Origin of the sequence: Streptomyces sp. NPDC048002 (genome assembly GCF_040653275.1) — a bacterium.
Taxonomy (GTDB): domain Bacteria; phylum Actinomycetota; class Actinomycetes; order Streptomycetales; family Streptomycetaceae; genus Streptomyces.
On the sequence record NZ_JBEZNL010000035.1, the window covers coordinates 39,829 to 61,180 of the forward strand.

Annotated in this window: 18 protein-coding genes and 1 riboswitch; of the genes, 8 read left to right on the top strand and 10 right to left on the bottom strand. The window is 69.7% G+C overall.

The genetic code is table 11. The features are described from left to right. Positions 1-30 precede the first annotated feature (30 nt). Entirely contained in the window at positions 31-1,497 is a 1,467-nt protein-coding gene (locus AB0E07_RS30970) for a PAS domain-containing sensor histidine kinase (protein WP_362259696.1), read from the bottom strand. 390 nt (positions 1,498-1,887) lie between these two features. After that, positions 1,888-2,508 (bottom strand): TetR/AcrR family transcriptional regulator, encoded by a 621-nt coding sequence (locus AB0E07_RS30975; protein WP_362259588.1) that lies wholly within the window; start codon positions 2,506-2,508, stop codon positions 1,888-1,890. Positions 2,509-2,655: 147 nt separating this feature from the next. Here AB0E07_RS30975 and nagB point away from each other — a divergent pair, with 147 nt between their 5' ends. Further along, entirely contained in the window at positions 2,656-3,441 is a 786-nt protein-coding gene (gene nagB / locus AB0E07_RS30980; RefSeq protein WP_362259591.1) for a glucosamine-6-phosphate deaminase, read from the top strand. Between the two features lie 64 nt (positions 3,442-3,505). Here the strand turns inward: nagB and AB0E07_RS30985 are convergent, their stop codons facing one another. The 4 genes from AB0E07_RS30985 to AB0E07_RS31000 all read right to left on the bottom strand — a co-directional run bounded on the left by AB0E07_RS30985 (position 3,506) and on the right by AB0E07_RS31000 (position 8,172). Then, complete coding sequence (locus tag AB0E07_RS30985) at positions 3,506-4,987, bottom strand: glycoside hydrolase family 3 N-terminal domain-containing protein (protein WP_362259594.1); 1,482 nt, start codon at positions 4,985-4,987, stop codon at positions 3,506-3,508. Positions 4,988-4,996: 9 nt separating this feature from the next. Further along, on the bottom strand, positions 4,997-5,827 hold the full coding sequence (locus tag AB0E07_RS30990) for a carbohydrate ABC transporter permease (RefSeq protein WP_362259597.1): 831 nt from the start codon (positions 5,825-5,827) through the stop codon (positions 4,997-4,999). Next, positions 5,824-6,816, bottom strand: coding sequence for a sugar ABC transporter permease (locus AB0E07_RS30995; protein WP_362259600.1), 993 nt, complete (start codon positions 6,814-6,816; stop codon positions 5,824-5,826). The genes AB0E07_RS30990 and AB0E07_RS30995 overlap by 4 nt, the downstream gene beginning before the upstream one ends. Positions 6,817-6,891: 75 nt before the next feature. Further along, a complete protein-coding gene (locus AB0E07_RS31000) occupies positions 6,892-8,172 on the bottom strand; it encodes an extracellular solute-binding protein (RefSeq protein ID WP_362259602.1) in 1,281 nt (426 codons plus the stop codon). 361 nt (positions 8,173-8,533) lie between these two features. Here AB0E07_RS31000 and AB0E07_RS31005 point away from each other — a divergent pair, with 361 nt between their 5' ends. The 7 genes from AB0E07_RS31005 to AB0E07_RS31035 all read left to right on the top strand — a co-directional run bounded on the left by AB0E07_RS31005 (position 8,534) and on the right by AB0E07_RS31035 (position 16,750). Beyond that, entirely contained in the window at positions 8,534-9,298 is a 765-nt protein-coding gene (locus tag AB0E07_RS31005) for a GntR family transcriptional regulator (RefSeq protein WP_362259605.1), read from the top strand. A 139-nt stretch (positions 9,299-9,437) separates the two neighbouring features. Then, positions 9,438-9,716 (top strand): DUF3311 domain-containing protein, encoded by a 279-nt coding sequence (locus tag AB0E07_RS31010; protein ID WP_362259608.1) that lies wholly within the window; start codon positions 9,438-9,440, stop codon positions 9,714-9,716. After that, positions 9,713-11,308 carry a monocarboxylate uptake permease MctP gene (gene mctP, locus AB0E07_RS31015; protein ID WP_362259611.1) on the top strand — a complete coding sequence of 532 codons (1,596 nt, stop codon included), beginning with the start codon at positions 9,713-9,715 and terminating at the stop codon, positions 11,306-11,308. The genes AB0E07_RS31010 and mctP overlap by 4 nt, the downstream gene beginning before the upstream one ends. A gap of 68 nt (positions 11,309-11,376) precedes the next feature. Further along, positions 11,377-11,883 carry a GNAT family N-acetyltransferase gene (locus AB0E07_RS31020; RefSeq protein WP_362259614.1) on the top strand — a complete coding sequence of 169 codons (507 nt, stop codon included), beginning with the start codon at positions 11,377-11,379 and terminating at the stop codon, positions 11,881-11,883. Between the two features lie 45 nt (positions 11,884-11,928). Next, positions 11,929-12,076: riboswitch (cobalamin riboswitch) on the top strand. 123 nt (positions 12,077-12,199) lie between these two features. Then, complete coding sequence (locus AB0E07_RS31025; RefSeq protein ID WP_362259617.1) at positions 12,200-14,557, top strand: ribonucleoside-diphosphate reductase subunit alpha; 2,358 nt, start codon at positions 12,200-12,202, stop codon at positions 14,555-14,557. Further along, the gene (locus AB0E07_RS31030) at positions 14,557-15,570 is read left to right on the top strand and encodes a ribonucleotide-diphosphate reductase subunit beta (RefSeq protein WP_362259620.1); all 1,014 of its coding nucleotides are present in this window, start codon (positions 14,557-14,559) and stop codon (positions 15,568-15,570) included. The genes AB0E07_RS31025 and AB0E07_RS31030 overlap by 1 nt, the downstream gene beginning before the upstream one ends. Positions 15,571-15,784: 214 nt before the next feature. After that, complete coding sequence (locus AB0E07_RS31035) at positions 15,785-16,750, top strand: helix-turn-helix domain-containing protein (protein ID WP_362259623.1); 966 nt, start codon at positions 15,785-15,787, stop codon at positions 16,748-16,750. Positions 16,751-16,754: 4 nt separating this feature from the next. Here the strand turns inward: AB0E07_RS31035 and AB0E07_RS31040 are convergent, their stop codons facing one another. The 4 genes from AB0E07_RS31040 to AB0E07_RS31055 all read right to left on the bottom strand — a co-directional run bounded on the left by AB0E07_RS31040 (position 16,755) and on the right by AB0E07_RS31055 (position 21,236). Beyond that, positions 16,755-18,131: a cytochrome P450 gene (locus AB0E07_RS31040; protein ID WP_362259626.1), complete on the bottom strand. Its 1,377-nt coding sequence runs from the start codon at positions 18,129-18,131 to the stop codon at positions 16,755-16,757. Then, a complete protein-coding gene (cyc1, locus tag AB0E07_RS31045) occupies positions 18,128-19,213 on the bottom strand; it encodes an epi-isozizaene synthase (protein WP_362259629.1) in 1,086 nt (361 codons plus the stop codon). Before cyc1 ends, AB0E07_RS31040 begins: the two co-directional genes overlap by 4 nt. A 281-nt stretch (positions 19,214-19,494) precedes the next feature. After that, on the bottom strand, positions 19,495-20,145 hold the full coding sequence (gene def, locus AB0E07_RS31050; protein WP_362259631.1) for a peptide deformylase: 651 nt from the start codon (positions 20,143-20,145) through the stop codon (positions 19,495-19,497). Positions 20,146-20,255: 110 nt separating this feature from the next. After that, positions 20,256-21,236, bottom strand: a complete 981-nt coding sequence (locus AB0E07_RS31055; RefSeq protein WP_362259633.1) for a hypothetical protein — start codon at positions 21,234-21,236, stop codon at positions 20,256-20,258. Between the last annotated feature and the right edge of the window lie 116 nt (positions 21,237-21,352).

The window sequence follows — 21,352 nt, forward strand, 5'->3', positions numbered from 1 at the left end:
GGCGGGAGGCCGGCCCGCGGGCACGGGCGGCTACTTGTGCGCCCGCACCGGAATGTCCAGGATGACCTGAGTGCCGCGTTCCGGCGCCCGGACCATGTCGAAGGTGCCGCCCAACTCCCCCTCCACCAGGGTCCGTACGATCTGGAGGCCGAGGTTGCCGGCGGTGTGCGGGTCGAACCCCTCAGGCAGGCCGACGCCGTCGTCCTGGACGGTGACCAGCAGCCGGGCCTCCCTGGTGGTGCCGCCGCGCACCGCCGAGACCTCGACGGTTCCGGTCTCGCCCTGACGGAAGCCGTGTTCCAGGGCGTTCTGGAGCACCTCGGTCAGGACCATGGAGAGCGGAGTGGCGACCTCGGCGTCCAGGATGCCGAAGCGTCCGGTGCGCCGGCCGGTGACCTTGCCGGGCGAGATCTCGGCGACCATCGCCAGCACCCGGTCGGCGATCTCGTCGAACTCCACGCGCTCGTCGAGGTTCTGGGAGAGCGTCTCGTGCACGATGGCGATCGAGCCGACCCGGCGCACCGCCTCTTCGAGCGCCTCCCGGCCCCGGTCGGACTCGATCCGCCGGGCCTGGAGGCGCAGCAGGGCCGCGACCGTCTGGAGGTTGTTCTTCACCCGGTGGTGGATCTCCCGGATGGTGGCGTCCTTGGTGATCAACTCGCGTTCGCGACGGCGCAGTTCGGTCACGTCGCGGAGGAGGACCAGGGAACCGATGCGGGTGCCCTTGGGCTTGAGCGGGATGGCGCGGAACTGGATCACGCCGTCCTCGGACTCGATCTCGAACTCGCGCGGGGCCCAGCCGCTGGCCACCTTGGCGAGGGCCTCGTCCACCGGCCCGTGCGTCGGGGCGAGTTCGGCGGTGGTCTTGCCCAGGTGGTGGCCGACCAGGTCGGCGGCGAGGCCGAGACGGTGGTAGGCGGACAGGGCGTTCGGGGAGGCGTACTGGACGACGCCGTCCGCGTCCAGCCGGATCAGGCCGTCGCCGACCCGGGGCGAGGCGTCCATGTCGACCTGCTGGTTCGCGAACGGGAAGGACCCGGCCGCGATCATCTGGGCGAGGTCCGAGGCGCTCTGGAGGTAGGTCAGTTCGAGGCGGCTCGGGGTGCGCACGGTGAGCAGATTGGTGTTGCGCGCGATGACGCCGAGGACGCGTCCGTCGCGGCGGACCGGGATCGACTCGACCCGGACCGGGACCTCCTCGCGCCACTCGGGGTCGCCCTCGCGCACGATCCGGCCCTCGTCCAGGGCGGCGTCCAGCATGGGGCGGCGGCCTCGCGGAACGAGGTGGCCGACCATGTCGTCCTGGTAGGAGGTGGGGCCGGTGTTGGGCCGCATCTGGGCCACCGACACGTACCGGGTGCCGTCGCTGGTGGGGACCCACAGGACGAGGTCGGCGAAGGAGAGGTCGGAGAGCAGCTGCCACTCCGAGACCAGCAGATGGAGCCACTCGAGGTCGGACTCGTCGAGGGCGGTGTGCTGGTGGACCAGTTCGTTCATGGAGGGCACGGGTGCGAGCGTACCTGGCGGTTTGTACGGGTCCGAAACGGCGCCGGAAACACCCGCGGGCCGCGGCGCCTGGGAGGGACCCTCAACCCTCCCGGCACCGCAGCCCGGAGCAACAACGGCCGTGGGGTGTGCGGTCCCGGTCGGCCGAAGGATGAGGATCCGGAGCAGTCAGGGCAGAGAGCACCGGTTCCTCGGTCCGCCTTCCTGTGCGGGGAAGACGGAAGTCCGCGTCCTCGTATCACATGGACTCTTCTTGACCATTGTGGACTAGACCACTCGGCGTGTCCATGTGTCGGAGGATGTTCGTCGTGGTGACGGATCAGTCGGGACGTCAGCTACTCGGACGTCCCAGCATTCATCACGCAGCCTAACCCGCGCGGGTTAGGCGCGGGGCCAGATGGACAGGGCAATTTCCGCGAGCGCCTCCAGTTCCGCTCGACTCGCGCCGTCGCGCGCCTGTTGGGACATGCCCTGGAGGATCGCGCCGGCGCACCGGGCGAGCGCCCTGGCGTCGGTGCCCGCGGGGAGTTCGCCCGCGGCGACGCCCGCCCTGATCCGGCCCTCGACGGCGGCGATGGCGGCGTTGCGCCGCACCCGCAGGGACTCCCCCACCTCGGGGCTGGTGCAGTTGGTGGCCGCGTGGACGAAAAGACAGCCGTGCGGGCGGTCGGCGGAGGTGTACCGGACGGCCGCCTCGCGCAGGATGCGGCCGACGGCGGCGCGGGCGGTGGGCTCCTCGGCCAGGGCGCGCTCGCTGAAGGCCGCGTACCGGCGGGCGTACTCGGCCACGGCCTCCTCGAACAGGGCCCGCTTGTCACCGAAGGCCGCGTAGAGGCTGGGGGCGCCGATGCCCATGATCCGGGTGAGGTCGGAGACGGAGGTCGCCTCGTAGCCGTTCTCCCAGAAGGCCAGGACCGCCTTCTCCAGGGCGGTGGCACGGTCGAAGGAGCGGGGGCGGCCGCGGCGGCCGGCGGTGGGCTGCACGCCCTCGGTGCTCACCATGGAGCTGATTTTATAGCGAACGCTAGAAAATCATCCACCCCGCCCGCGTCCTCCTGGGAGGGAGGGCCCTCCTCTGTTAGATTGGTCTAAACCACATAGCCCTCTCGGGTACCGGTTGAGTCCCCTCTCCAGAACGGCAGGCCCAGCGTGGAAGTTGTCATCGTTCCGGACGCCAAGGCGGGTGGCGAGCTGATCGCCGAGGCCATGGCGCAGCTCCTGGCGCGCAAGCCCGACGCCCTGCTCGGCGTTGCCACCGGCTCGACGCCGCTGCCCGTCTACGAGGCGCTGGCGGCGAAGGTGCGCTCCGGTGCCGTGGACGCCTCGCGGGCGCGGATCGCGCAGCTCGACGAATACGTGGGCCTGCCCGCCGAGCACCCGGAGTCCTACCGCTCGGTGCTGCGGCGCGAGGTGCTGGAGCCGCTCGGGATCGGGATGTCCGCCTTCACGGGCCCGGACGGGACCGCCGAGGACGTCCGGGCGGCCTGTGCGGCGTACGACGCGGCGCTGGCCGGCGCCGGGGGCGTGGACCTCCAGCTGCTCGGCATCGGGACCGACGGGCACATCGGGTTCAACGAGCCGTGTTCCTCGCTGGCCTCCCGGACCCGGATCAAGACCCTGACCGAGCAGACGCGGGTGGACAACGCGCGCTTCTTCGACGGGGACATCGCCCAGGTGCCGCACCACGTGATCACGCAGGGCATCGGGACGATCCTCGAAGCGCGCCATCTCGTGCTGCTGGCGACCGGCGAGGGCAAGGCCGACGCCGTCGCGGCGACGGTGGAGGGCCCGGTCGCCGCGGTGTGCCCGGCCTCGGCGTTGCAGCTGCACCCGCACGCCACGGTCGTCGTGGACGAGGCGGCCGCCGCCAAGCTCAAGCTCGCGGACTACTTCCGCCACACCTTCGCCAACAAGCCCGCCTGGCAGGGCATCTGAGCCGGACGCACGAAGGCGCCGGTCCCGCACCCCGAGGGGTGCGGGACCGGCGCCTTCGTCGTCGTCAGCCCTGCCGGCCGGCGATGATCTCCGCCGCCGCCCGGCCGCACACACGGGCCGCGCCGTGCGTCGCCAGGTGCAGCGCGCCCCTGGGCTCGGACTGGGGTACGCCCATCTCGACCACGATCGTGTCCGGGCGCTTGTCCAGCAGGGTGTCCAGGGTGCCGGCCATCCAGGCGTGGCGGTGCTCGTCACGGACCACCGCGACGATCCGCCGGTCGCCGGCCGCCTCCAGGGCGACCCGGGCGGCGGAGTCGTCCGTGAAGGCCGCCGTCTCGGTGCCGGGCAGCAGCTCGGCCAGTTCGCCGCCCACGCCCCACGGAGTCTCGTCGCCCACCGCGATGTTGGCCACGGGGCTGAGCGCGAGCACGTAGGGCGGCTCGGTCAGCGGGGTGTGCGCCTCGGTCGCGGTCACCCGTACCGCCCGGCGGGCCGCCACCAGACCGATGTCGGACCGGGCCGTGTCCGCCGCCGGGGCCGCCTCGGCCGTCCAGCGGGCCAGCGCGCGGACCCGCTCGGCGGCCTCCGCCAGGCGTTCCTCGGCGAGTTCACCGGCGCGGACCGCGGAGACCAGGGCGTCGCACAGGCGGCGTACCGTCTGTTCGTCGTTGAGTCCCCCGCCCACGCAGATCGCGTCGGCGCCGGCCACCAGGGCGAGGACGCTGCCGCGTTCGATGCCGTAGGTGGCGGCGATGGCCTGCATCTCCATGCCGTCGGTGACGATCAGGCCGTCGTAGCCGAGTTCGCCGCGCAGCAGGTCGCTGAGGATGGGGCGGGAGAGCGTGGCCGGGAGGCCCGCGTCCAGGGCCGGGACCAGGATGTGGGCCGTCATGACGGCGCGCGAGCCGGCGGCCATGGCGGCGCGGAACGGGACCAGTTCGCGCTCGGTGAGCACGTCGAGGCCCACGTCGATCCGGGGCATCGCCTCGTGGGAGTCGATCGCGGTGTCGCCGTGGCCGGGGAAGTGCTTGGTGCAGGCGGCCACGCCCGCGGCCTGGAGGCCGGTGACGTAGGCGGCGGTGTGCCGGGCCGCCAGCTCGGTGTCGGCGCCGAAGGAGCGGACCCCGATGACCGGGTTGTCGGGGTTGGAGTTGACGTCCGCGGACGGCGCCCAGTTGAAGTTGACCCCGCAGGCGGCGAGGCGGCGGCCGAGTTCGTGCGCGACCTCGCGGGTGAGGTCGACGTCGTCCACGGCGCCGAGGGCGTGATTGCCGGGGAAGGAGGAGCCGGTACGCACCTCCAGCCGGGTGACGTCGCCGCCCTCCTCGTCGATGGCGACGAGGACGTCCTCGCGTTCGGCGCGCAACTGTGCGGTGAGCGCGGCCAGTTGCTCGGGGGTGGCGATGTTCCGTCCGAACAGTCCGACGGAGGCCAGGCCCTCACCGATGCGGCGCAGCAGCCAGTCGGGGGCGGTCGTGCCCGGGAAGCCGGGCTGGAGGACGGTGAGGGCGTCCCGCGTCAGGGTGTCGCTGGCGAAAGTCGTCATCGGGTGGCGTTATCCCTTCACGGCGCCGTCGGTCAGTCCGCTGACCGCGCGGCGCTGGAGGAAGACGAAGAGGATGAGGATCGGGACGGCGAAGAGGGAGGAGGCCGCCATGGTCGCGCCCCAGTCGTCACCGAAGACGGTGCGGAAGCTGGTCAGCCAGAGCGGCAGGGTCTGCGCCTCGGCGTCCTTGTTGAGGACCAGGACCAGGGCGAACTCGTTCCAGGCGGTGATGAAGCCGAAGAGCGAGGTGGCCATCAGACCGGGGGCGAGCAGCGGCAGGATGACCCGGCGGAAGGCCTGCGCGCGGGTGCAGCCGTCGACCATCGCCGCCTCCTCCAGCTCGGCCGGTACGGCGGCCACGAAGCCGCGCAGGGTGAGGATGGTGAAGGGGAGGATCATCATCGTGTAGAAGGCCGTCAGCGGGACGAGGCTGTTGAGCATCTCGGCGTCCCGGACGATCATGTACATCGCGATGATCATGACTTCCCAGGGCGCCATCTGGGCCAGCATGAAGCCGATGATGAAGCCGCGCCGCCCCTTGAACTTCATGCGCGCCAGGGCGAAGGAGCCGGCGAGCGCGATGGCCAGGGAGAAGACGACCGCGCAGACCGTCACGGTCAGGGAGTTGGTGACCAGGGTCCAGAAGTTGTCGACGCCGATCGCCGTGCGGAAGTGCTCCAGGGTGACGTCGGTCGGGAACCAGACCGGGTCCTCGGAGATGATGTCGCCGGTCGGCTTGAAGGCCGTGGCGAACATCCAGTACACGGGGAAGACGAAGCCGATGAACAGGACGACGGCCGTGGCGTTGGGCCAGATACGGCCGAAGAGCGAGCGCTTCACAGCCCGGCCTCCTCTTCCTTCTCTTGCTTGAGCACGATCCGCAGGTAGTAGGCGGTGAGGCCGAGCAGGATCAGGATGGTCAGCAGGGCGATGGCCGCGCCCATGCCGTAGTGCTGGTTGCCGACGCCCTCGATGTAGGCGTAGACCGGCAGGATCTCGGTGAGGCGGTCGGGGCCGCCCTGGTTGAACGTGTAGACCTGCACGAACGCCTTGAAGATCCAGATGACTTCGAGGAACGTCGTCGCGTAGAGGAAGGGCCGCAGGAACGGGAAGGTGACCGTGGCGAAGCTCTTCCAGGCGCCGGCGCCGTCCAGGGAGGCGGCCTCGTAGAGCTCGGCGGGGATGGTGGTGGTGGCCGCGTAGAGGTTGATCGCCACGAAGGGGATCGACATCCACACGATCAGCATCGTGACCACGAAGAACGTGGACATCTGGCCGCTGGTCCAGCTGTAGTCGGCCATGGAGTGCCAGCCGAGCTTGTCCAGCACCCAGTTGACGACGCCGAAGCGCTGGGCGAAGAGCCACTGGTAGACGGTGGTGGCGGCGACCACGGGCATGGCCCAGGCCAGCACCAGGCCGATCATCAGGGTGAACCGCATGCGCTTGCCGAGCCGTGCGAGCAGCAGGCCGACCAGGGCTCCGAGGACCATGGTCAGGGCGACGTTGACCGCCGTGAACAGGATCGAGCGCAGGGTGACGCGCCAGAAGTCCTCGCTGCCGAGGACCTCGGTGTAGTTGTCGACGCCGTTCCACTCGGTGACGTGCTGGATCAGCTGCGCCATGTTGAGGTTCTGGAAGGACAGCAGGGCGTCCTTCAGCAGCGGCCAGCCGAGCAGCAGCACGGAGGCCGCGCAGGCCGGCAGCAGCAAGAGGTACGGGGCGAGCGCGCCGATGCGGGAGGCGGCTCTGGGGGTGGGCCCGCCGGATCCCGAGGGGTCCTTGCGGACGTCCGCCGGGCCTGAGGGCGGCCGTTCGGTCTGCACGGTCATGCTCGCGTTCTCTTCCTCCTCGACCTACCTGAACGCGGGGTGGGGGCCGCCTGAGCGGCCCCCACCCGGGTGCGTCTACTGCTGCTGCGACAGACGCTTGTTGAACTCCTCCTCGACCTGGGCGGCTGCCTCGGCCGGGGACTTGCCGTTCAGCACGGCGGTCATGTAGGTCTTGATCGGGTTGGGCGCGTTCTCCACCGCGGCCCACTCCGCGATCAGCGGCGTGGTGCCACCGCCCGCTGCGGCCGGAGCGGCGGCCTCGGCGACGACGTTGCCCGCGAGGTTGCTCTGCAGCGACTCCTTGTTGGGGATGACGCCGTTGAGCTTGGCCAGCTGGCCCTCGTGCTCGTCGGAGAGGGCGATCCGCAGGAACTCCTTGGCCAGCTCCTGCTTCTTGCTGCCCGCGGCGACGGCGAGGTTGGAGCCGCCGAGGAAGACACCCTCGGGCTTGTCGGCCGTGGCACCGGGGATGGTGAAGTAGCCGATCTCCTTCTCGATCTTCTTGTTGGCCTCGATGGCGATGCCGGCTTCCCAGCCCATGCCGATGAAGGCGCCGACCTTGCCCTTGCCGAAGACCTCACCCTGCTGCGGGGTGGCCTCGTCCTTGTCCTTGGGGGCCTCGGACAGGGCCTGGAACTTCTTGTACGTCTCCATGGCGGCGGCGACCTTGGGGTCGTCCAGGTTGGAGACGTACTTGTCGCCCTCCTTCTTCACCAGCTCGGCGCCCTCACCGATGGTGAGGCCGACGAAGTGGTACCAGTTCTGGCCGGGGAGGTAGATCGGCTCGGCGTCGGTCTTCTCGCCGATCGTCTTCAGGTCCTCGTAGAACTCGTCGCGGGTCTTGGGGGTGTCCTTGATGCCCGCCTCGGCCCAGATGCTCTTGTTGTAGAGGACGACACGGTTGGCGAAGTACCACGGCGCCGCGTACTGCTTGCCCTCGAAGACCGAGGAGTTGTTCAGGGACTCGGTCCAGTCCGCGCCGATCTCGGTCTTGAGGTCGGCCAGGTCGGCGAGGCCGCCGGTCTTGGCGTAGGCCGGGGTCTGGGTGTTGCCGATCTCGAAGACGTCCGGCGGGTTCTCCTCCGACAGGGCGGTGGTCAGCTTCTGCTGGATGCCGTTCCACTGCTGGACCTCGAACTTGACCTTCGCCTTGGTCTTCTTCTCGAAGGCGGCGGCGACGTCCTTCTGCCACTGGTCGGGGGAGGATCCGTCCATCACCCAGACGGTGAGGGTCTGGCCCGCGTACCCGTCCGCGCCGGCCTTGCCGCCCTCGTCGCTGCCGTCGTCGCTCCCGCACGCCGCGATGGAGACCATCATTGCCGCGACACCGATCGCGGATATGAGCTTGCGCTTCACGCCACCCTCCTCAGGGATGCCCACGAAACCCCCCTGGCTCCCCCGCGTCACGTGGGGCCGGGACCTGGACCAATGGTGTAGACCAGTACCCGGAGCTTGGCCCAGACCAACAGGCCTGTCAAGGGTGCTCGAATCGCCTCTGACCAGCCGTTATGGGACCTACATATGCAGGAACCTTTAAGTAAGAAGGCAGCGAAAACACCGACCGAGGAGCGCATGCTTCCGGTAGACCACTTGAACTGATGGACTAGACCAAAAGTGACGGCGGCGGTATACAGAGGGGATCACGGAGCGTACGGGGCCATCCCGGTGCGCTGCCGTGCCACGATGTGAGCCGCATCCGGAGCCGGGAAGGCAGAGCATGAGCACCGACGTCAGCAGTGCGGAGCACGAGGGTGGGGCCACCGTCCGTACCGCGCGCGTGCCGAAGTACTACCGCTTGAAGAAGCACCTGCTCGACATGACGGAGACCCAGGCGCCGGGCACCCCGGTCCCGCCCGAGCGGACGCTGGCGGCGGAGTTCGACACCTCCCGCACGACGGTGCGCCAGGCCCTCCAGGAACTCGTCGTCGAGGGCCGGCTGGAGCGGATCCAGGGCAAGGGCACCTTCGTCGCCAAGCCGAAGGTCTCCCAGGCCCTGCAACTCACCTCGTACACCGAGGACATGCGCGCCCAGGGCCTCGAACCGACCTCGCAGCTGCTGGACATCGGGTACATCACGGCCGACGACCGCCTCGCCGAGCTGCTCGACATCACGGCCGGCGGCCGGGTGCTGCGCATCGAGCGGCTGCGCATGGCCAACGGTGAGCCGATGGCCATCGAGACCACCCACCTGAGCGCCAAGCGCTTCCCGGCGCTGCGCCGCTCGCTGGTCAAGTACACCTCCCTCTACACGGCGCTGGCCGAGGTCTACGACGTACAGCCCGCCGAGGCCGAGGAGACCATCGAGACCTCGCTGGCCACTCCGCGCGAGGCCGGACTGCTCGGCACGGACGTGGGTCTGCCGATGCTGATGCTCTCCCGCCACTCGCTGGACCGGGACGGACAGCCGGTGGAGTGGGTGCGCTCGGTGTACCGGGGCGACCGGTACAAGTTCGTCGCACGCCTGAAGCGCCCTCAGGAGTAGTCCTTTCGGGCCGAGTACCAGGCTTTTGTTCCCTTCGAGTCCGATCCGTTATGCGGACGAGGGGTTCCGTTTGCCTCGCGGCGTGACCTAGATTGCCTGCGCGTTACACAGGTGGTCTGCGAGGGGACGGAGCCGTCAGATGTCAGATGCCCCAGAGGTGAGCGGAGAGCCGGTGGTGACGCCTGTGCGCGTCGTCATCGGCCTCTGCCTTTTCGCGCCCTTCGTGGCGATGTTGTGGGTCGGCTCGTACGCGAAGGCCGACCCGGAGTTCATCGGCATCCCGTTCTTCTACTGGTACCAGATGGCCTGGGTGCTGCTGTCGACCGCGCTGACGATGACCGCGTACCAGCTGTGGCAGCGTGACCAGCGGGCCCGCGCCCGTGCCCGCGCCGCCGCGAAGGGCGGTGCGGCCGGATGAACGACGGCGTGAACGGCGTCGCGCTCGCCGTCTTCATCTTCTTCTTCCTGGCCGTGACGGTGATGGGCTTCCTCGCCGCGCGCTGGCGCAAGGCCGAGAACGAGCACAGCCTCGACGAATGGGGCCTGGGCGGACGGTCGTTCGGCACCTGGGTCACCTGGTTCCTGCTCGGCGGCGACCTGTACACGGCCTACACCTTCGTGGCCGTCCCGGCGGCGATCTACGCGGCGGGCGCGGCGGGCTTCTTCGCCGTGCCGTACACGATCCTCGTCTATCCGCTGATCTTCACCTTCCTGCCCCGGCTGTGGTCGGTGTCCCACAAGCACGGCTATGTGACGACCTCGGACTTCGTGCGCGGACGCTTCGGCTCCAAGGGCCTGTCGCTGGCCGTCGCGCTGACCGGCATCCTCGCCACCATGCCGTACATCGCCCTTCAGCTCGTCGGCATCCAGGCGGTGCTGGACGTGATGGGCGTCGGCGGCGGGGAGAACACCAACTGGTTCATCAAGGACCTGCCCCTGCTGATCGCCTTCGGCGTGCTGGCGGCGTACACCTACTCCTCCGGACTGCGCGCCCCCGCGCTGATCGCCTTCGTCAAGGACACCCTGATCTACCTGGTCATCGCGGTGGCGATCATCTACATCCCGATCAAGCTGGGCGGGTTCGACGAGATCTTCGCCGCCGCGGACGAGAAGTTCACCAGCACCGGCAGCGGCGGACTGGTCCCGCCGGAGGCGGGCCAGTGGACCTACGCCACCCTGGCGCTCGGCTCGGCGCTGGCGCTGTTCATGTACCCGCACTCGATCACGGCGACCCTGTCGTCCAGGAGCCGGGACGTGATCCGCCGCAACACCACCATCCTGCCGCTCTACTCCCTGATGCTGGGCCTGCTGGCGCTGCTGGGCTTCATGGCGATCGCGGCCGGGGTGAAGGTGGAGAACGGCCAGCTGGCCATTCCGCAGCTGTTCGAGAACATGTTCCCGGACTGGTTCGCGGGCGTGGCCTTCGCGGCGATCGGCATCGGCGCCCTGGTGCCGGCGGCGATCATGTCGATCGCGGCGGCCAACCTCTTCACCCGCAACATCTACAAGGACTTCCTCAAGCCGGACGCCACACCGGCGCAGGAGACCAAGGTCTCCAAGATCGTGTCCCTGCTGGTGAAGGTGGGCGCCCTGGCCTTCGTGCTGACCATGGACAAGACGGTCGCCATCAACTTCCAGCTGCTGGGCGGCATCTGGATCCTCCAGACCTTCCCGGCCCTGGTGGGCGGTCTGTTCACCCGCTGGTTCCACCGCTGGGCGCTGCTGGGCGGCTGGGCGGTCGGCATGGTCTACGGCACGGTGGCGGCCTACGGGGTGGCCTCGCCGACGCAGAAGCACTTCGGCGGCTCCTCCAAGGAGATCCCCGGCATCGGTGAGATCGGCTACATCGGTCTGACGGCGTTCGTGCTGAACCTGCTCGTCACGGTGGTGCTGACCTTCGCGCTGAGGGCGGCCAAGGCCCCGGAGGGCGTCGACGAGACGCGCCCCGAGGACTACACCGCGGACGCGGGCGACCCGGGCGTGCAGAAGGACCTGGCGCCGCTGCACTGAGACTCCCCCAGGACGGGCCGCCGGACAGCAGGTGTTCCGGCGGCCCGTCGTCGTACAGACTCGACCCCATGGACTTCCTGATCCGTGAGGCGCGCGCCGCCGAGTACGAGGAACTGGGCGGGATCACGGCCCGCGCCTATCTCCGGGACGGGCTGCTGGCCTTCGGGGAGAGCGACTGGTACCTCGGGGAGCTGCGGGACGTGGCCAAGCGGGCGGCCGCGGCGCTGGTGCTGGCGGCCGTGGAGCAGGACCGGCCGCTCGGGGGCGTCACCTTCGTCCGCGCCGGCGGACCGATGGCCGATCTGGCCGGCCCCGGCGAGGCGGAGATCCGCATGCTCGCCGTGGACCACGGCGCCCGGGGCCGGGGCGTCGGCGAGGCCCTGGTGCGGGCCTGCGTCGACCACGCCCGCGCCACGCCCGGCTGCACCGGCCTGGTGCTCTCCACCCAGCCCCTGATGCGGACCGCCCACCGCATCTACGGACGGCTCGGTTTCACCCGCGCCCCGGACCGCGACTGGAACCCCGTGCCGGAGCACCCCGAGTTCACTCTGCTCACCTATCAGTTGACGCTCTGAAGCCGACGCGACACAACATCTGGGGGTGCCACCGCGCCCCGGCACTAGATGTATGCTCATGCTCGCTGCCGCCGCAGGGGAATCCGGTGCGAATCCGGAACTGTCCCGCAACGGTGTACTTGTGCATGTCTGTTCCCCGAACCGGCCTGCGCAGGAGTCAGTCCGAGGACCTGCCGACAGCGCGCCCGGCCACCCGGCCGGTGCGCTTTCGACGTCCGGGCCTCGTGGAATGGGCCGGTGGGCGCGACGCCCCGTGCGCTCGTGAGCTGCCGCCTGTCCTCCGCAAGGCCCCGTGCCGAGCGAGGGAGAGCCCCACGTGACCATCGCGCCAGCCGACCCGGCTTCAGCCGACCTGGTTCAGACCGACGGTCCCGGTACCGCGTTGCTGCGGACCCTGACCGAGCTGACCGCCGACCTCCCCGACGCCGACCCCGGCCGGGTCGCCGCCGCGGCGCTGCGCGGCCGGTCCGCTCGGGCCGACGAGGCGGAGCTGCGCGAGCTCGCCACGGAGGCCGCGGCCGGCCTCATCTCCGAGGACCCCGCCTACAGCAGGCTGGCCGCCCGGCTGCTGACCCTCTCCATCGCCGCCGAGGCCGCCTCGCAGGGCGTCACCTCCTTCACCGAGTCCGTCGCGGTCGGGCACCGCGAGGGGCTGGTCGCCGACCGGACCGCCGCGTTCGTGCGGACCCACGCGGCCCGGCTGAACGCGCTGATCGACACCGGCGCCGACGACCGCTTCGGCTACTTCGGCCTGCGCACGCTGCACAGCCGGTACCTGCTGCGGCACCCGATCACCCGCCGGGTCGTCGAGACGCCCCAGCACTTCATGCTCCGGGTCGCCGCCGGCCTCGCCGAGGACGACTCGGCGCGTTCCGTGGACGAGGTCTCCGCGCTCTACGGCCTGATGAGCCGCCTGGACTACCTGCCGTCCTCCCCCACCCTCTTCAACTCCGGTACCCGGCACCCCCAGATGTCGTCCTGCTACCTGCTGGACTCGCCGCTGGACGAGCTGGACTCCATCTACGATCGCTACCACCAGGTCGCCCGCCTCTCCAAGCACGCCGGCGGCATCGGTCTGTCGTACTCCCGCATCCGTTCGCGCGGTTCGCTGATCCGCGGCACCAACGGGCACTCCAACGGCATCGTGCCGTTCCTGAAGACGCTGGACGCCTCCGTGGCCGCCGTGAACCAGGGCGGCCGGCGCAAGGGAGCGGCCGCGGTGTACCTGGAGACCTGGCACTCCGACATCGAGGAGTTCCTGGAGCTGCGGGACAACACCGGTGAGGACGCCCGCCGTACGCACAACCTGAACCTCGCGCACTGGATCCCGGACGAGTTCATGCGCCGGGTCAACGCCGACCAGGACTGGTCGCTGTTCTCCCCCGCGGACGTGCCCGAGCTGGTCGACCTGTGGGGCGAGGAGTTCGACGCCGCGTACCGCGAGGCGGAGGCGGCCGGGCTCGCCCGCCGGACCGTCCCGGCCCGTGACCTGTACGGCCGGATGATGCGCACCCTGGCGCAGACCGGCAACGGCTGGATGACCTTCAAGGACGCCGCCAACCGCACCGCGAACCAGACCGCCCTGCCGGGCCACGTGGTGCACTCCTCGAACCTCTGCACGGAGATCCTGGAGGTCACCGACGACGGCGAGACCGCGGTCTGCAACCTGGGGTCGGTCAACCTCGGCGCGTTCGTCGACACGGCCGCCGGCGACCTGGACTGGGAGCGCCTCGACGCCACCGTCCGTACCGCCGTGACCTTCCTGGACCGGGTCGTCGACATCAACTTCTACCCGACCGAGCAGGCGGGCCGCTCCAACGCCAAGTGGCGTCCGGTCGGACTCGGCGCGATGGGCCTGCAGGACGTCTTCTTCAAGCTGCGGCTGCCGTTCGACTCCCCCGAGGCCAAGGCGCTGTCCACCCGGATCGCCGAGCGCGTGATGCTGGCCGCCTACGAGGCGTCCACCGACCTCGCCGAGCGCAACGGCCCGCTCCCGGCGTGGGAGAAGACCCGCACCGCCCAGGGCGTACTGCACCCCGACCACTACGACACCGACCTCAACTGGCCGGAGCGCTGGGCGGCCCTGCGCGCCCGGATCGCCTCGGTCGGCCTGCGCAACTCGCTGCTGCTGGCCATCGCGCCCACCGCCACCATCGCCTCGATCGCCGGCGTCTACGAGTGCATCGAGCCGCAGGTGTCCAACCTGTTCAAGCGCGAGACGCTGTCCGGGGAGTTCCTCCAGGTCAACTCCTACCTGGTGCAGGACCTGAAGGACCTCGGCGTGTGGGACGCGCGGACCCGGGAGGCGCTGCGCGAGGCCAGCGGCTCGGTGCAGGACTTCGCCTGGATCCCCGAGGACGTACGGAACCTGTACCGCACGGCGTGGGAGATCCCGCAGCGCGGACTGATCGACATGGCCGCCGCCCGGACCCCGTTCCTGGACCAGGCCCAGTCCCTGAACCTGTTCCTGGAGACGCCGACCATCGGCAAGCTCTCCTCGATGTACGCGTACGCCTGGAAGTCCGGGCTGAAGACGACGTACTACCTGCGCTCGCGCCCGGCGACCCGGATCGCCCGCGCCGCGCAGGCCACCCTCCCCGTGCAGCAGGCCGCCGATCCCGAGGCGGTCGCCTGCTCCCTTGAGAACCCCGAGTCCTGCGAGGCCTGCCAGTAATGTCCAACGAGACCAAGAACCTGCTCGACCCCGGCTTCGAGCTGACTCTGCGCCCCATGCGCTACCCGGACTTCTACGAGCGCTACCGGGACGCGATCAAGAACACCTGGACCGTCGAGGAGGTCGACCTCCACTCGGACGTCGCCGACCTCGCGAAGCTGTCCCCGATGGAGCAGCACCTGATCGGCCGGCTGGTGGCGTTCTTCGCCACGGGTGACTCGATCGTCGCCAACAACCTGGTGCTGACGCTGTACAAGCACATCAACTCCCCCGAGGCGCGGCTGTACCTGAGCCGGCAGCTGTTCGAGGAGGCCGTGCACGTCCAGTTCTATCTGACGCTGCTGGACACCTACCTCCCCGATCCGGAGGACCGGGCGGCCGCCTTCGACGCGGTGGAGAACATCCCCTCCATCCGCGAGAAGGCCGGGTTCTGCTTCAAGTGGATCAACGAGGTCGAGAAGCTGGACCGGCTGGAGTCCCAGGCCGACCGCCGCCGCTTCCTGCTCAACCTGATCTGCTTCGCGGCGTGCATCGAGGGCCTGTTCTTCTACGGCGCCTTCGCCTACGTCTACTGGTTCCGCAGCCGGGGCCTGCTGCACGGCCTGGCCACCGGCACCAACTGGGTGTTCCGCGACGAGACGATGCACATGAGCTTCGCCTTCGACGTCGTGGACACGGTCCGCAAGGAGGAGCCGGAACTCTTCGACGACCAGCTCCAGGAGCAGGTCACCGACATGCTGCGGGAGGCCGTCGAGGCCGAGCTGCAGTTCGCGCGCGACCTGTGCGGCGACGGCCTCCCGGGCATGAACACCGAGTCCATGCGGCAGTACCTGGAGTGCGTCGCCGACCAGCGTCTGACGCGGCTCGGCTTCGCCCCGGTCTACGGATCGGAGAACCCCTTCTCCTTCATGGAGCTCCAGGGCGTTCAGGAGCTGACCAACTTCTTCGAGCGGCGTCCTTCGGCGTACCAGGTCGCGGTCGAGGGGACCGTCGACCTGGACGAGGACTTCTGAGCGGGGCGGTCCGCCCGTAGCTGGCGGTCGATCCGGCGTTCGTGGCGCAGGCCCACGAGCGCCGGGGCGGCCAGCAGGGCGAAGAGAACGACCGCGGCGGTGAATCCGATGATTGCGTCCATGCGGTAATCGTCGTACGCGGCGGACACTCCTGACAGTGGCAGTACTGCCGCACACCATCGAATTACTGCCAGCCGCGTGGCACACTGGCGGCATGCTGAAGAACGTGGCCGCCGTCCTGCTCGACGGTGTGCACCCCTTCGAACTCGGCGTCGTCTGCGAGGTCTTCGGACTCGACCGCGGCGACCAGGGGCTCCCGGTGTACGACTTCGCGGTCGTCTCCGCGGAGGGCCCCGCCCTGAGCACCCATGTCGCCGGCTTCACGGTCTCCACCCCGCACGGCCTGGAGCGGCTGGACGAGGCCGACCTGATCGCCGTGCCGGCCGGCAGCGACTACATCGGCCGGGAGTACCCGCCCGCGCTCCTCGACGCCCTGGTGCGGGCCGTCGACCGCGGGGCGCGGGTGCTCAGCGTCTGCTCCGGCGTGTTCGTGCTCGGCGCGGCCGGGCTGCTGGACGGCCGCCGCTGCGCGGCGCACTGGCGCCAGGCGGACGAACTCGCCCGGCGCTTCCCCCGCGCGGTCGTCGAGCCCGACGTGCTGTACGTCGACGCGGACCCGGTGATCACCTCGGCCGGCACGGCCGCCGGCATCGACGCCTGTCTGCACCTCGTGCGCAAGGAGGAGGGCGTGGAGGTGGCCAACGCCATCGCCCGGCGGATGGTCGTACCGCCGCACCGGGAAGGCGGCCAGGCGCAGTACGTGGACCGGCCGTTGCCCCGTTCCCGGTGCGACACCGTCGGCTCCGTCCTGACCTGGATGGAACGGCATCTCGACGAGGAGGTCACCGTCGAGCAGCTCGCCGAGCGCGCCCACATGTCACCGCGCACCTTCGCCCGCCGCTTCCAGCAGGAGACCGGAACCACTCCCTACCGCTGGATCCTGCGCCAACGCGTGGTGCTGGCCCAGCAGTTGCTGGAGACGACGGACGAGACGGTGGACGCGGTCGCGGGCCGCACCGGGTTCGGCACCGCGGCCGCGCTGCGCCATCAGTTCCTGCGTGCGCTGGGCACCACCCCGCACGCCTACCGGCGCACGTTCCGGGGCCCCGAGGCGGCCTGAGCCGTCACCGGGGCACCGGCCTGAGCCTCAGGTCGTTCGGCCGGAGCGTGATGCCGACCCGGGGCGCGCCGTCGGAGCCCGGCATCTCCTCGAAGCGGTACTCCGACGCCAGCGCCGCCGTGATCAGCGTCAGTTGCGCCATGGAGAAGTGGTCGCTCGGGCACTTCCGGTTGCCGACACTGAAGGGTGTCATGGCGTATTTCGGCACATCCTTCGCACGGTCCGGAAGCCAGCGGTCGGGGTCGAACCGCAGATGATCCGCGTACGACTTCGGATCCCGCTGGATCGCGTACGGGCTGTACACGATGTCCGCGCCCGCCGGAATGCGATACCCGCCCAACTCCGTGTCGACCAGAGCCCGGCGCGTCAATATCCAGACGGCCGGAAGCAAACGCATGGCCTCGATGACGACATTGTTCGTGTGCCGCAGCTTACGGACGTCCTCGAATGCGACAGGCCGTCCGCCGGTGACGGATTCGACCTCCGCCGCCACCCGGTCGGCGTGCTCGGGGTGTTCCGCGAGCACTTGGAGCAACGTCATGATCGTGGACGCCACGGTTTCGCTTCCCGGGGTGAGTATCGCGACCACCTGATCGTGGATCTCCTGTTCCCCGATGGGCTCACCATTGTCGTCGGTCGCCTCCAGCAATGCCGTCAGCAAATCGTCCGGCTTTTGACCAGATGCCCGTCGCTCCGCGACGATCTCGTCAACCACCAGATGCAAATCGGCCAGTGCCCGGTTGAATTTGAGGTTGGGCGGAAGCGGCAGCCGGTAGAGCGGTCCGGCGGGAATCACCATGCGCCGGTACATACCGCGGAACACCGTCGCGAGCGCGACACACAGCCGCTCGGCGCGCTCGTCCATGTAGTCACCGCGCAGCAGACAGCGCGCGGCGATCCGGACGGCCACCCGGAACGACTCGGAGGTGCAGTCGACGGTCTCGCCGCCCTGCCAGCGCGCGGTGAGCGCGTGCGCCTCCTCCTCCATGATCGGCCCGTACCCGGGGATGGCGTCGAGCCGGAAGGCCGGCTGGATGGTGCGCCGCTGGCGCCGGTGCACGGGCCCGTTGGCGGTGGCCACGCCCTGCTTGCCGAGGAGCCCTTCGAGGGACTCCCAGAGCGGGCCGCCGATCTTGAAGTCGGTGCTGAGCGCGAGGGCGCCGGCGAGTTCGGGGGTGGTGACCGCGTACAGCGTCTTCGGGCCGAGCCTCAGCCGGACGACGTCACCGTGCTCGCGCAGCCGCGTCATGTAGGCCAGCGGATCCCGCGCCAGTCGCAGGCCGTGCCCGAACAGCGGCACACCTCCACCGGCGAGCGGCGGTTCACGCAACTCGGATTCCGCATATATCTGCGTTTCGGGCTTCACAGACTCGACGGTCATTTCTCACCTGCCGCTTCGTTGTTGACGTACGGGGGCGTGGACCGGTCGTCCCAACTGTCGACCATGTAACGGCCGGACTCGTGGTGGAACCAGTAGACGGTGCTGAACCAGTTCCGCATATTGCGGACGCAGGCCCGTACGGCGGCACTCAGTTCCTTTCCCCGCAGGGTGCCGTCGGCGAGACCGTCGGCGAATCGGAGTGCGGCACGCTCGGCGACCAGGAATTCGGATATGCATTCCTCGACGCGTCGCCTGACTTCCGCCACCGATTCCTCAAGGGTCAGCCCCCGGTGTTTGATGAGGCTGATTCCGAGATTGTGCACCTCGTCGCCCGCTATTTCCTTGGGGAGCGAGCAGAGGTCGTTGTACCAGGCGGCGAATTCCTGGCTCAGCAGTGCCGCCCGCCGGTAAGCCGGGTGTTTCCGCACCGAGTCGGGGAGTTCACACCCGGCGCTCGCCTCCAGCAGGTCCGTCCAGATCCAGTGGGCGAAGGTGAGACGGCGCAGGGCGAGATATTCGTCGACGGTGGGGATGACCCCGTTCGTGCGGTTGTGGAATTCCCGGTCGTACGCCTCGATCACCGTGTGGAAGTGCCGGGCGAAGCGGGCGTTCCAGGTGGCCGGCAGGAACGAGTACAGCCGCGTCACACTGTCGGCGAACGCGGCCACCAGCGGATCCTCGTGGTGCAGATGGTCCTGCGGCGCGTCGAGCGCGCGGTGCAGCCGGAACCTCAGCCGTCGCCAGGCGGCCGGGCGGCGGTGCACGATGTCGCGGTCGTGACGGTCGTCCCAGACGAAGAACCAGGCGCTGTAGTCCGCAATCGCCTGGAGGACGTCGTCCGGCGCGTTCGTGTAGTACCCCGCCATGAGGTCGGTGTAGCAAAGGCCGTCGGCATATTCCTCCACCTTGTCCGCCGGCATGAGCCGTTTTTCCAGCAGCCAGGCGCGGGTCTTCTCCTGGAGCCGGGGCCAATACGGATGGAGTCGCCTGGCAAACGCCGCCTCGATCACCGGGAGTGAGAGCGATGGTGGGACCGCTACCGCCGTCGGCGTCGATGTGGTGCTGTGTGAGAAAGCGTGCACGAACAAACCCCTCTCAGCCGCCAGTCACGCAACGCCCCTCCCGCTGTGCCGGGCGTGCGCCGTTGCGTATCCCCGCACTTCCCATTCAGCACCACAACTGACCGATCTGGGAACTGATTTGCTTCATTCACTACCCCACGATGCCGCGAATCTCCCCTTGTGTGACTGAATATGGATGCGGAGATGCGCACATTGGATCGAACGTGCGACGTACAGACGAACGGCGCCTGTTCAGCGGGGGGTTGCTGAACAGGCGCCGTGCGGCTGGGACTTGTGGGACGTCAGTCGTTCGCGACCACCGGGTAGCGGGGCTCGTTCTCGGCCATCTGCCGCAGCGCGTCCTTGCGCTCCCGCTTGGAGAGCCGGTCGATGTACAGGTAGCCGTACAGGTGATCGGTCTCGTGCTGCAAACACCGGGCGAAGTAGCCGGTGCCGCGCACCTTGACCGGGTTGCCCTGCTCGTCCTGCCCGGTCACCTCGGCGTAGTCGGGCCGGGCCAGCGGCGCGTACGCGGTCGGCACCGACAGGCAGCCCTCGTTGCTGTCGTCCAGGCTGCGCCGATCGGCGGGCAGGTCGACCACCTTGGGGTTGCAGACGACGCCGACATGGCGCACACCCTGGTCGTCCTGGCAGTCGTAGACGAAGACCTTCAGGTCGACGCCGATCTGGTTGGCGGCCAGGCCCACGCCCTCCGCGGTGCGCTGCGAGGCGAACATGTCCGCGACCAGCTTCTCCAGCTCCGGCCCGAACTCGGTGACGTCCTTGCACTCCTTGTGGAGCACCGGGTTCCCGACGACGGTGATGGGCCGCGAGGTACCCCGCTCGCGCCAGGCGTTCTCGCGCTCCTCGGTCTCCTCGGTGTCGACGACGAAGCCCTCGTCGTCCACGGGGAGCACGCCCGTGTGCTGCTGATCGGTGTCCTGCTGCGCCATGCCGACGTATGCCTTCCTGAAAACCTGGGGTTGCTGCTGATACAGAGTACGGTGACGGCAGCGTCAGGGGCGCCGGGAACCGTGCGAACCCACCGCGCCGGGCCCGCGGGTCAGCACACCTCTTCGAGGTCCCGCCAGTCGCGCGAGTCGGGACTGTCGGCGACCCAGCCGTCCAGCAGCCCCCGCACCAGGGAGGCCGGCGCGGCCACCCCGCACTCCCGCTCCGGAACCCACAGCTGCCCGTCCGTCCGATGCCCGAGCGGCCCGGGGTGCCCCGGCTCGCTGTGGTCGTGCGGATCCAGGTGCTCCCCGTCCCCCTCGTCCGAGGGCATCCGGGACTCGGAACAGGTCCGGCACAGCAGCCGCACCGAGGAGGACCAGTCCTCCGCGGCGTACCCGGCGTCCGCGGCGAGCTGCTCCAGCGCGTCCCGGTCGTCCTCGGTCGCCGCCTCCAGCAGCACCACCCAGGTCGGCACCGGAGAGGGCGCCCACAGCTCGATCTCGTCGAAGACGGGGTAGGCGTGCCCGGCCGCGGTGGTCCGCTCGCCGTGCGGCACACCGTCGTGCAGGACGACCTCGCCCCAGCGCCGCCCGGAGGAGGGCAACGGGATCGACAGCACCTCGATCCGCGCGGGGTCCAGCCGCCGCCCCCACACCACCTCGGCCTCCCCCTCCGGGGAGAGCCGGACGGCGGCACTGCCCAGCTCCATGCCCGTGGGCTCACCGGAGTCGGTGGCGCCGCCCGGCACCCGCAGTCCGTAGGCCTGCCAGGCCCGCCGGGCCAGCGGCCAGTCCTGGAGGGCGGTGGCCGCGATGCCGACGTTCCACCAGTCGGGGGCACCGGTCTCCCGGTCGAGCAGCGCCACGGCACGGAGCCCAGCGGCCCGCGCCTGCTCCCAGTCGTGCCGGAACTTGTGCAGCAGGGCGAGGTTGAACCAGGACTCGGAGAGCCAGGGCTCCAGATCGGCCGCGCGGGTGAGCAGTGCGCCCGCGTCCTCGTACCGGCCGTCGCCGATCAGGGTGAACGCGCGATCGGTGGCCTGCCGCCAGGAGGCGGAGGGCCGGTGCCGTCCCTTGCCGAAGATCCTCACGATTCCCGCCTGCCAGTTCCGTGGAGTGGGCCGGCTGTGCCCCCGGACAACCTCTCGGAGACCCTCTCCCTTGGCATCCAACCACGGACCGCTGGAGGGGCGCTCATTACCCATGG

What these genes read in the sequence shown, in the direction of transcription:
- AB0E07_RS30970 (WP_362259696.1), bottom strand. Translation starts at nt 1,497, where the DNA reads ATGAACGAACTGGTCCACCAGCACACCGCCCTCGACGAGTCCGACCTC.
- AB0E07_RS30975 (WP_362259588.1), bottom strand. Translation starts at nt 2,508, where the DNA reads ATGGTGAGCACCGAGGGCGTGCAGCCCACCGCCGGCCGCCGCGGCCGC.
- AB0E07_RS30985 (WP_362259594.1), bottom strand. Translation starts at nt 4,987, where the DNA reads ATGACGACTTTCGCCAGCGACACCCTGACGCGGGACGCCCTCACCGTC.
- AB0E07_RS30995 (WP_362259600.1), bottom strand. Translation starts at nt 6,816, where the DNA reads ATGACCGTGCAGACCGAACGGCCGCCCTCAGGCCCGGCGGACGTCCGC.
- AB0E07_RS31005 (WP_362259605.1), top strand. Translation starts at nt 8,534, where the DNA reads ATGAGCACCGACGTCAGCAGTGCGGAGCACGAGGGTGGGGCCACCGTC.
- AB0E07_RS31010 (WP_362259608.1), top strand. Translation starts at nt 9,438, where the DNA reads ATGTCAGATGCCCCAGAGGTGAGCGGAGAGCCGGTGGTGACGCCTGTG.
- mctP (WP_362259611.1), top strand. Translation starts at nt 9,713, where the DNA reads ATGAACGACGGCGTGAACGGCGTCGCGCTCGCCGTCTTCATCTTCTTC.
- AB0E07_RS31020 (WP_362259614.1), top strand. Translation starts at nt 11,377, where the DNA reads ATGGACTTCCTGATCCGTGAGGCGCGCGCCGCCGAGTACGAGGAACTG.
- AB0E07_RS31030 (WP_362259620.1), top strand. Translation starts at nt 14,557, where the DNA reads ATGTCCAACGAGACCAAGAACCTGCTCGACCCCGGCTTCGAGCTGACT.
- AB0E07_RS31035 (WP_362259623.1), top strand. Translation starts at nt 15,785, where the DNA reads ATGCTGAAGAACGTGGCCGCCGTCCTGCTCGACGGTGTGCACCCCTTC.
- AB0E07_RS31040 (WP_362259626.1), bottom strand. Translation starts at nt 18,131, where the DNA reads ATGACCGTCGAGTCTGTGAAGCCCGAAACGCAGATATATGCGGAATCC.
- def (WP_362259631.1), bottom strand. Translation starts at nt 20,145, where the DNA reads ATGGCGCAGCAGGACACCGATCAGCAGCACACGGGCGTGCTCCCCGTG.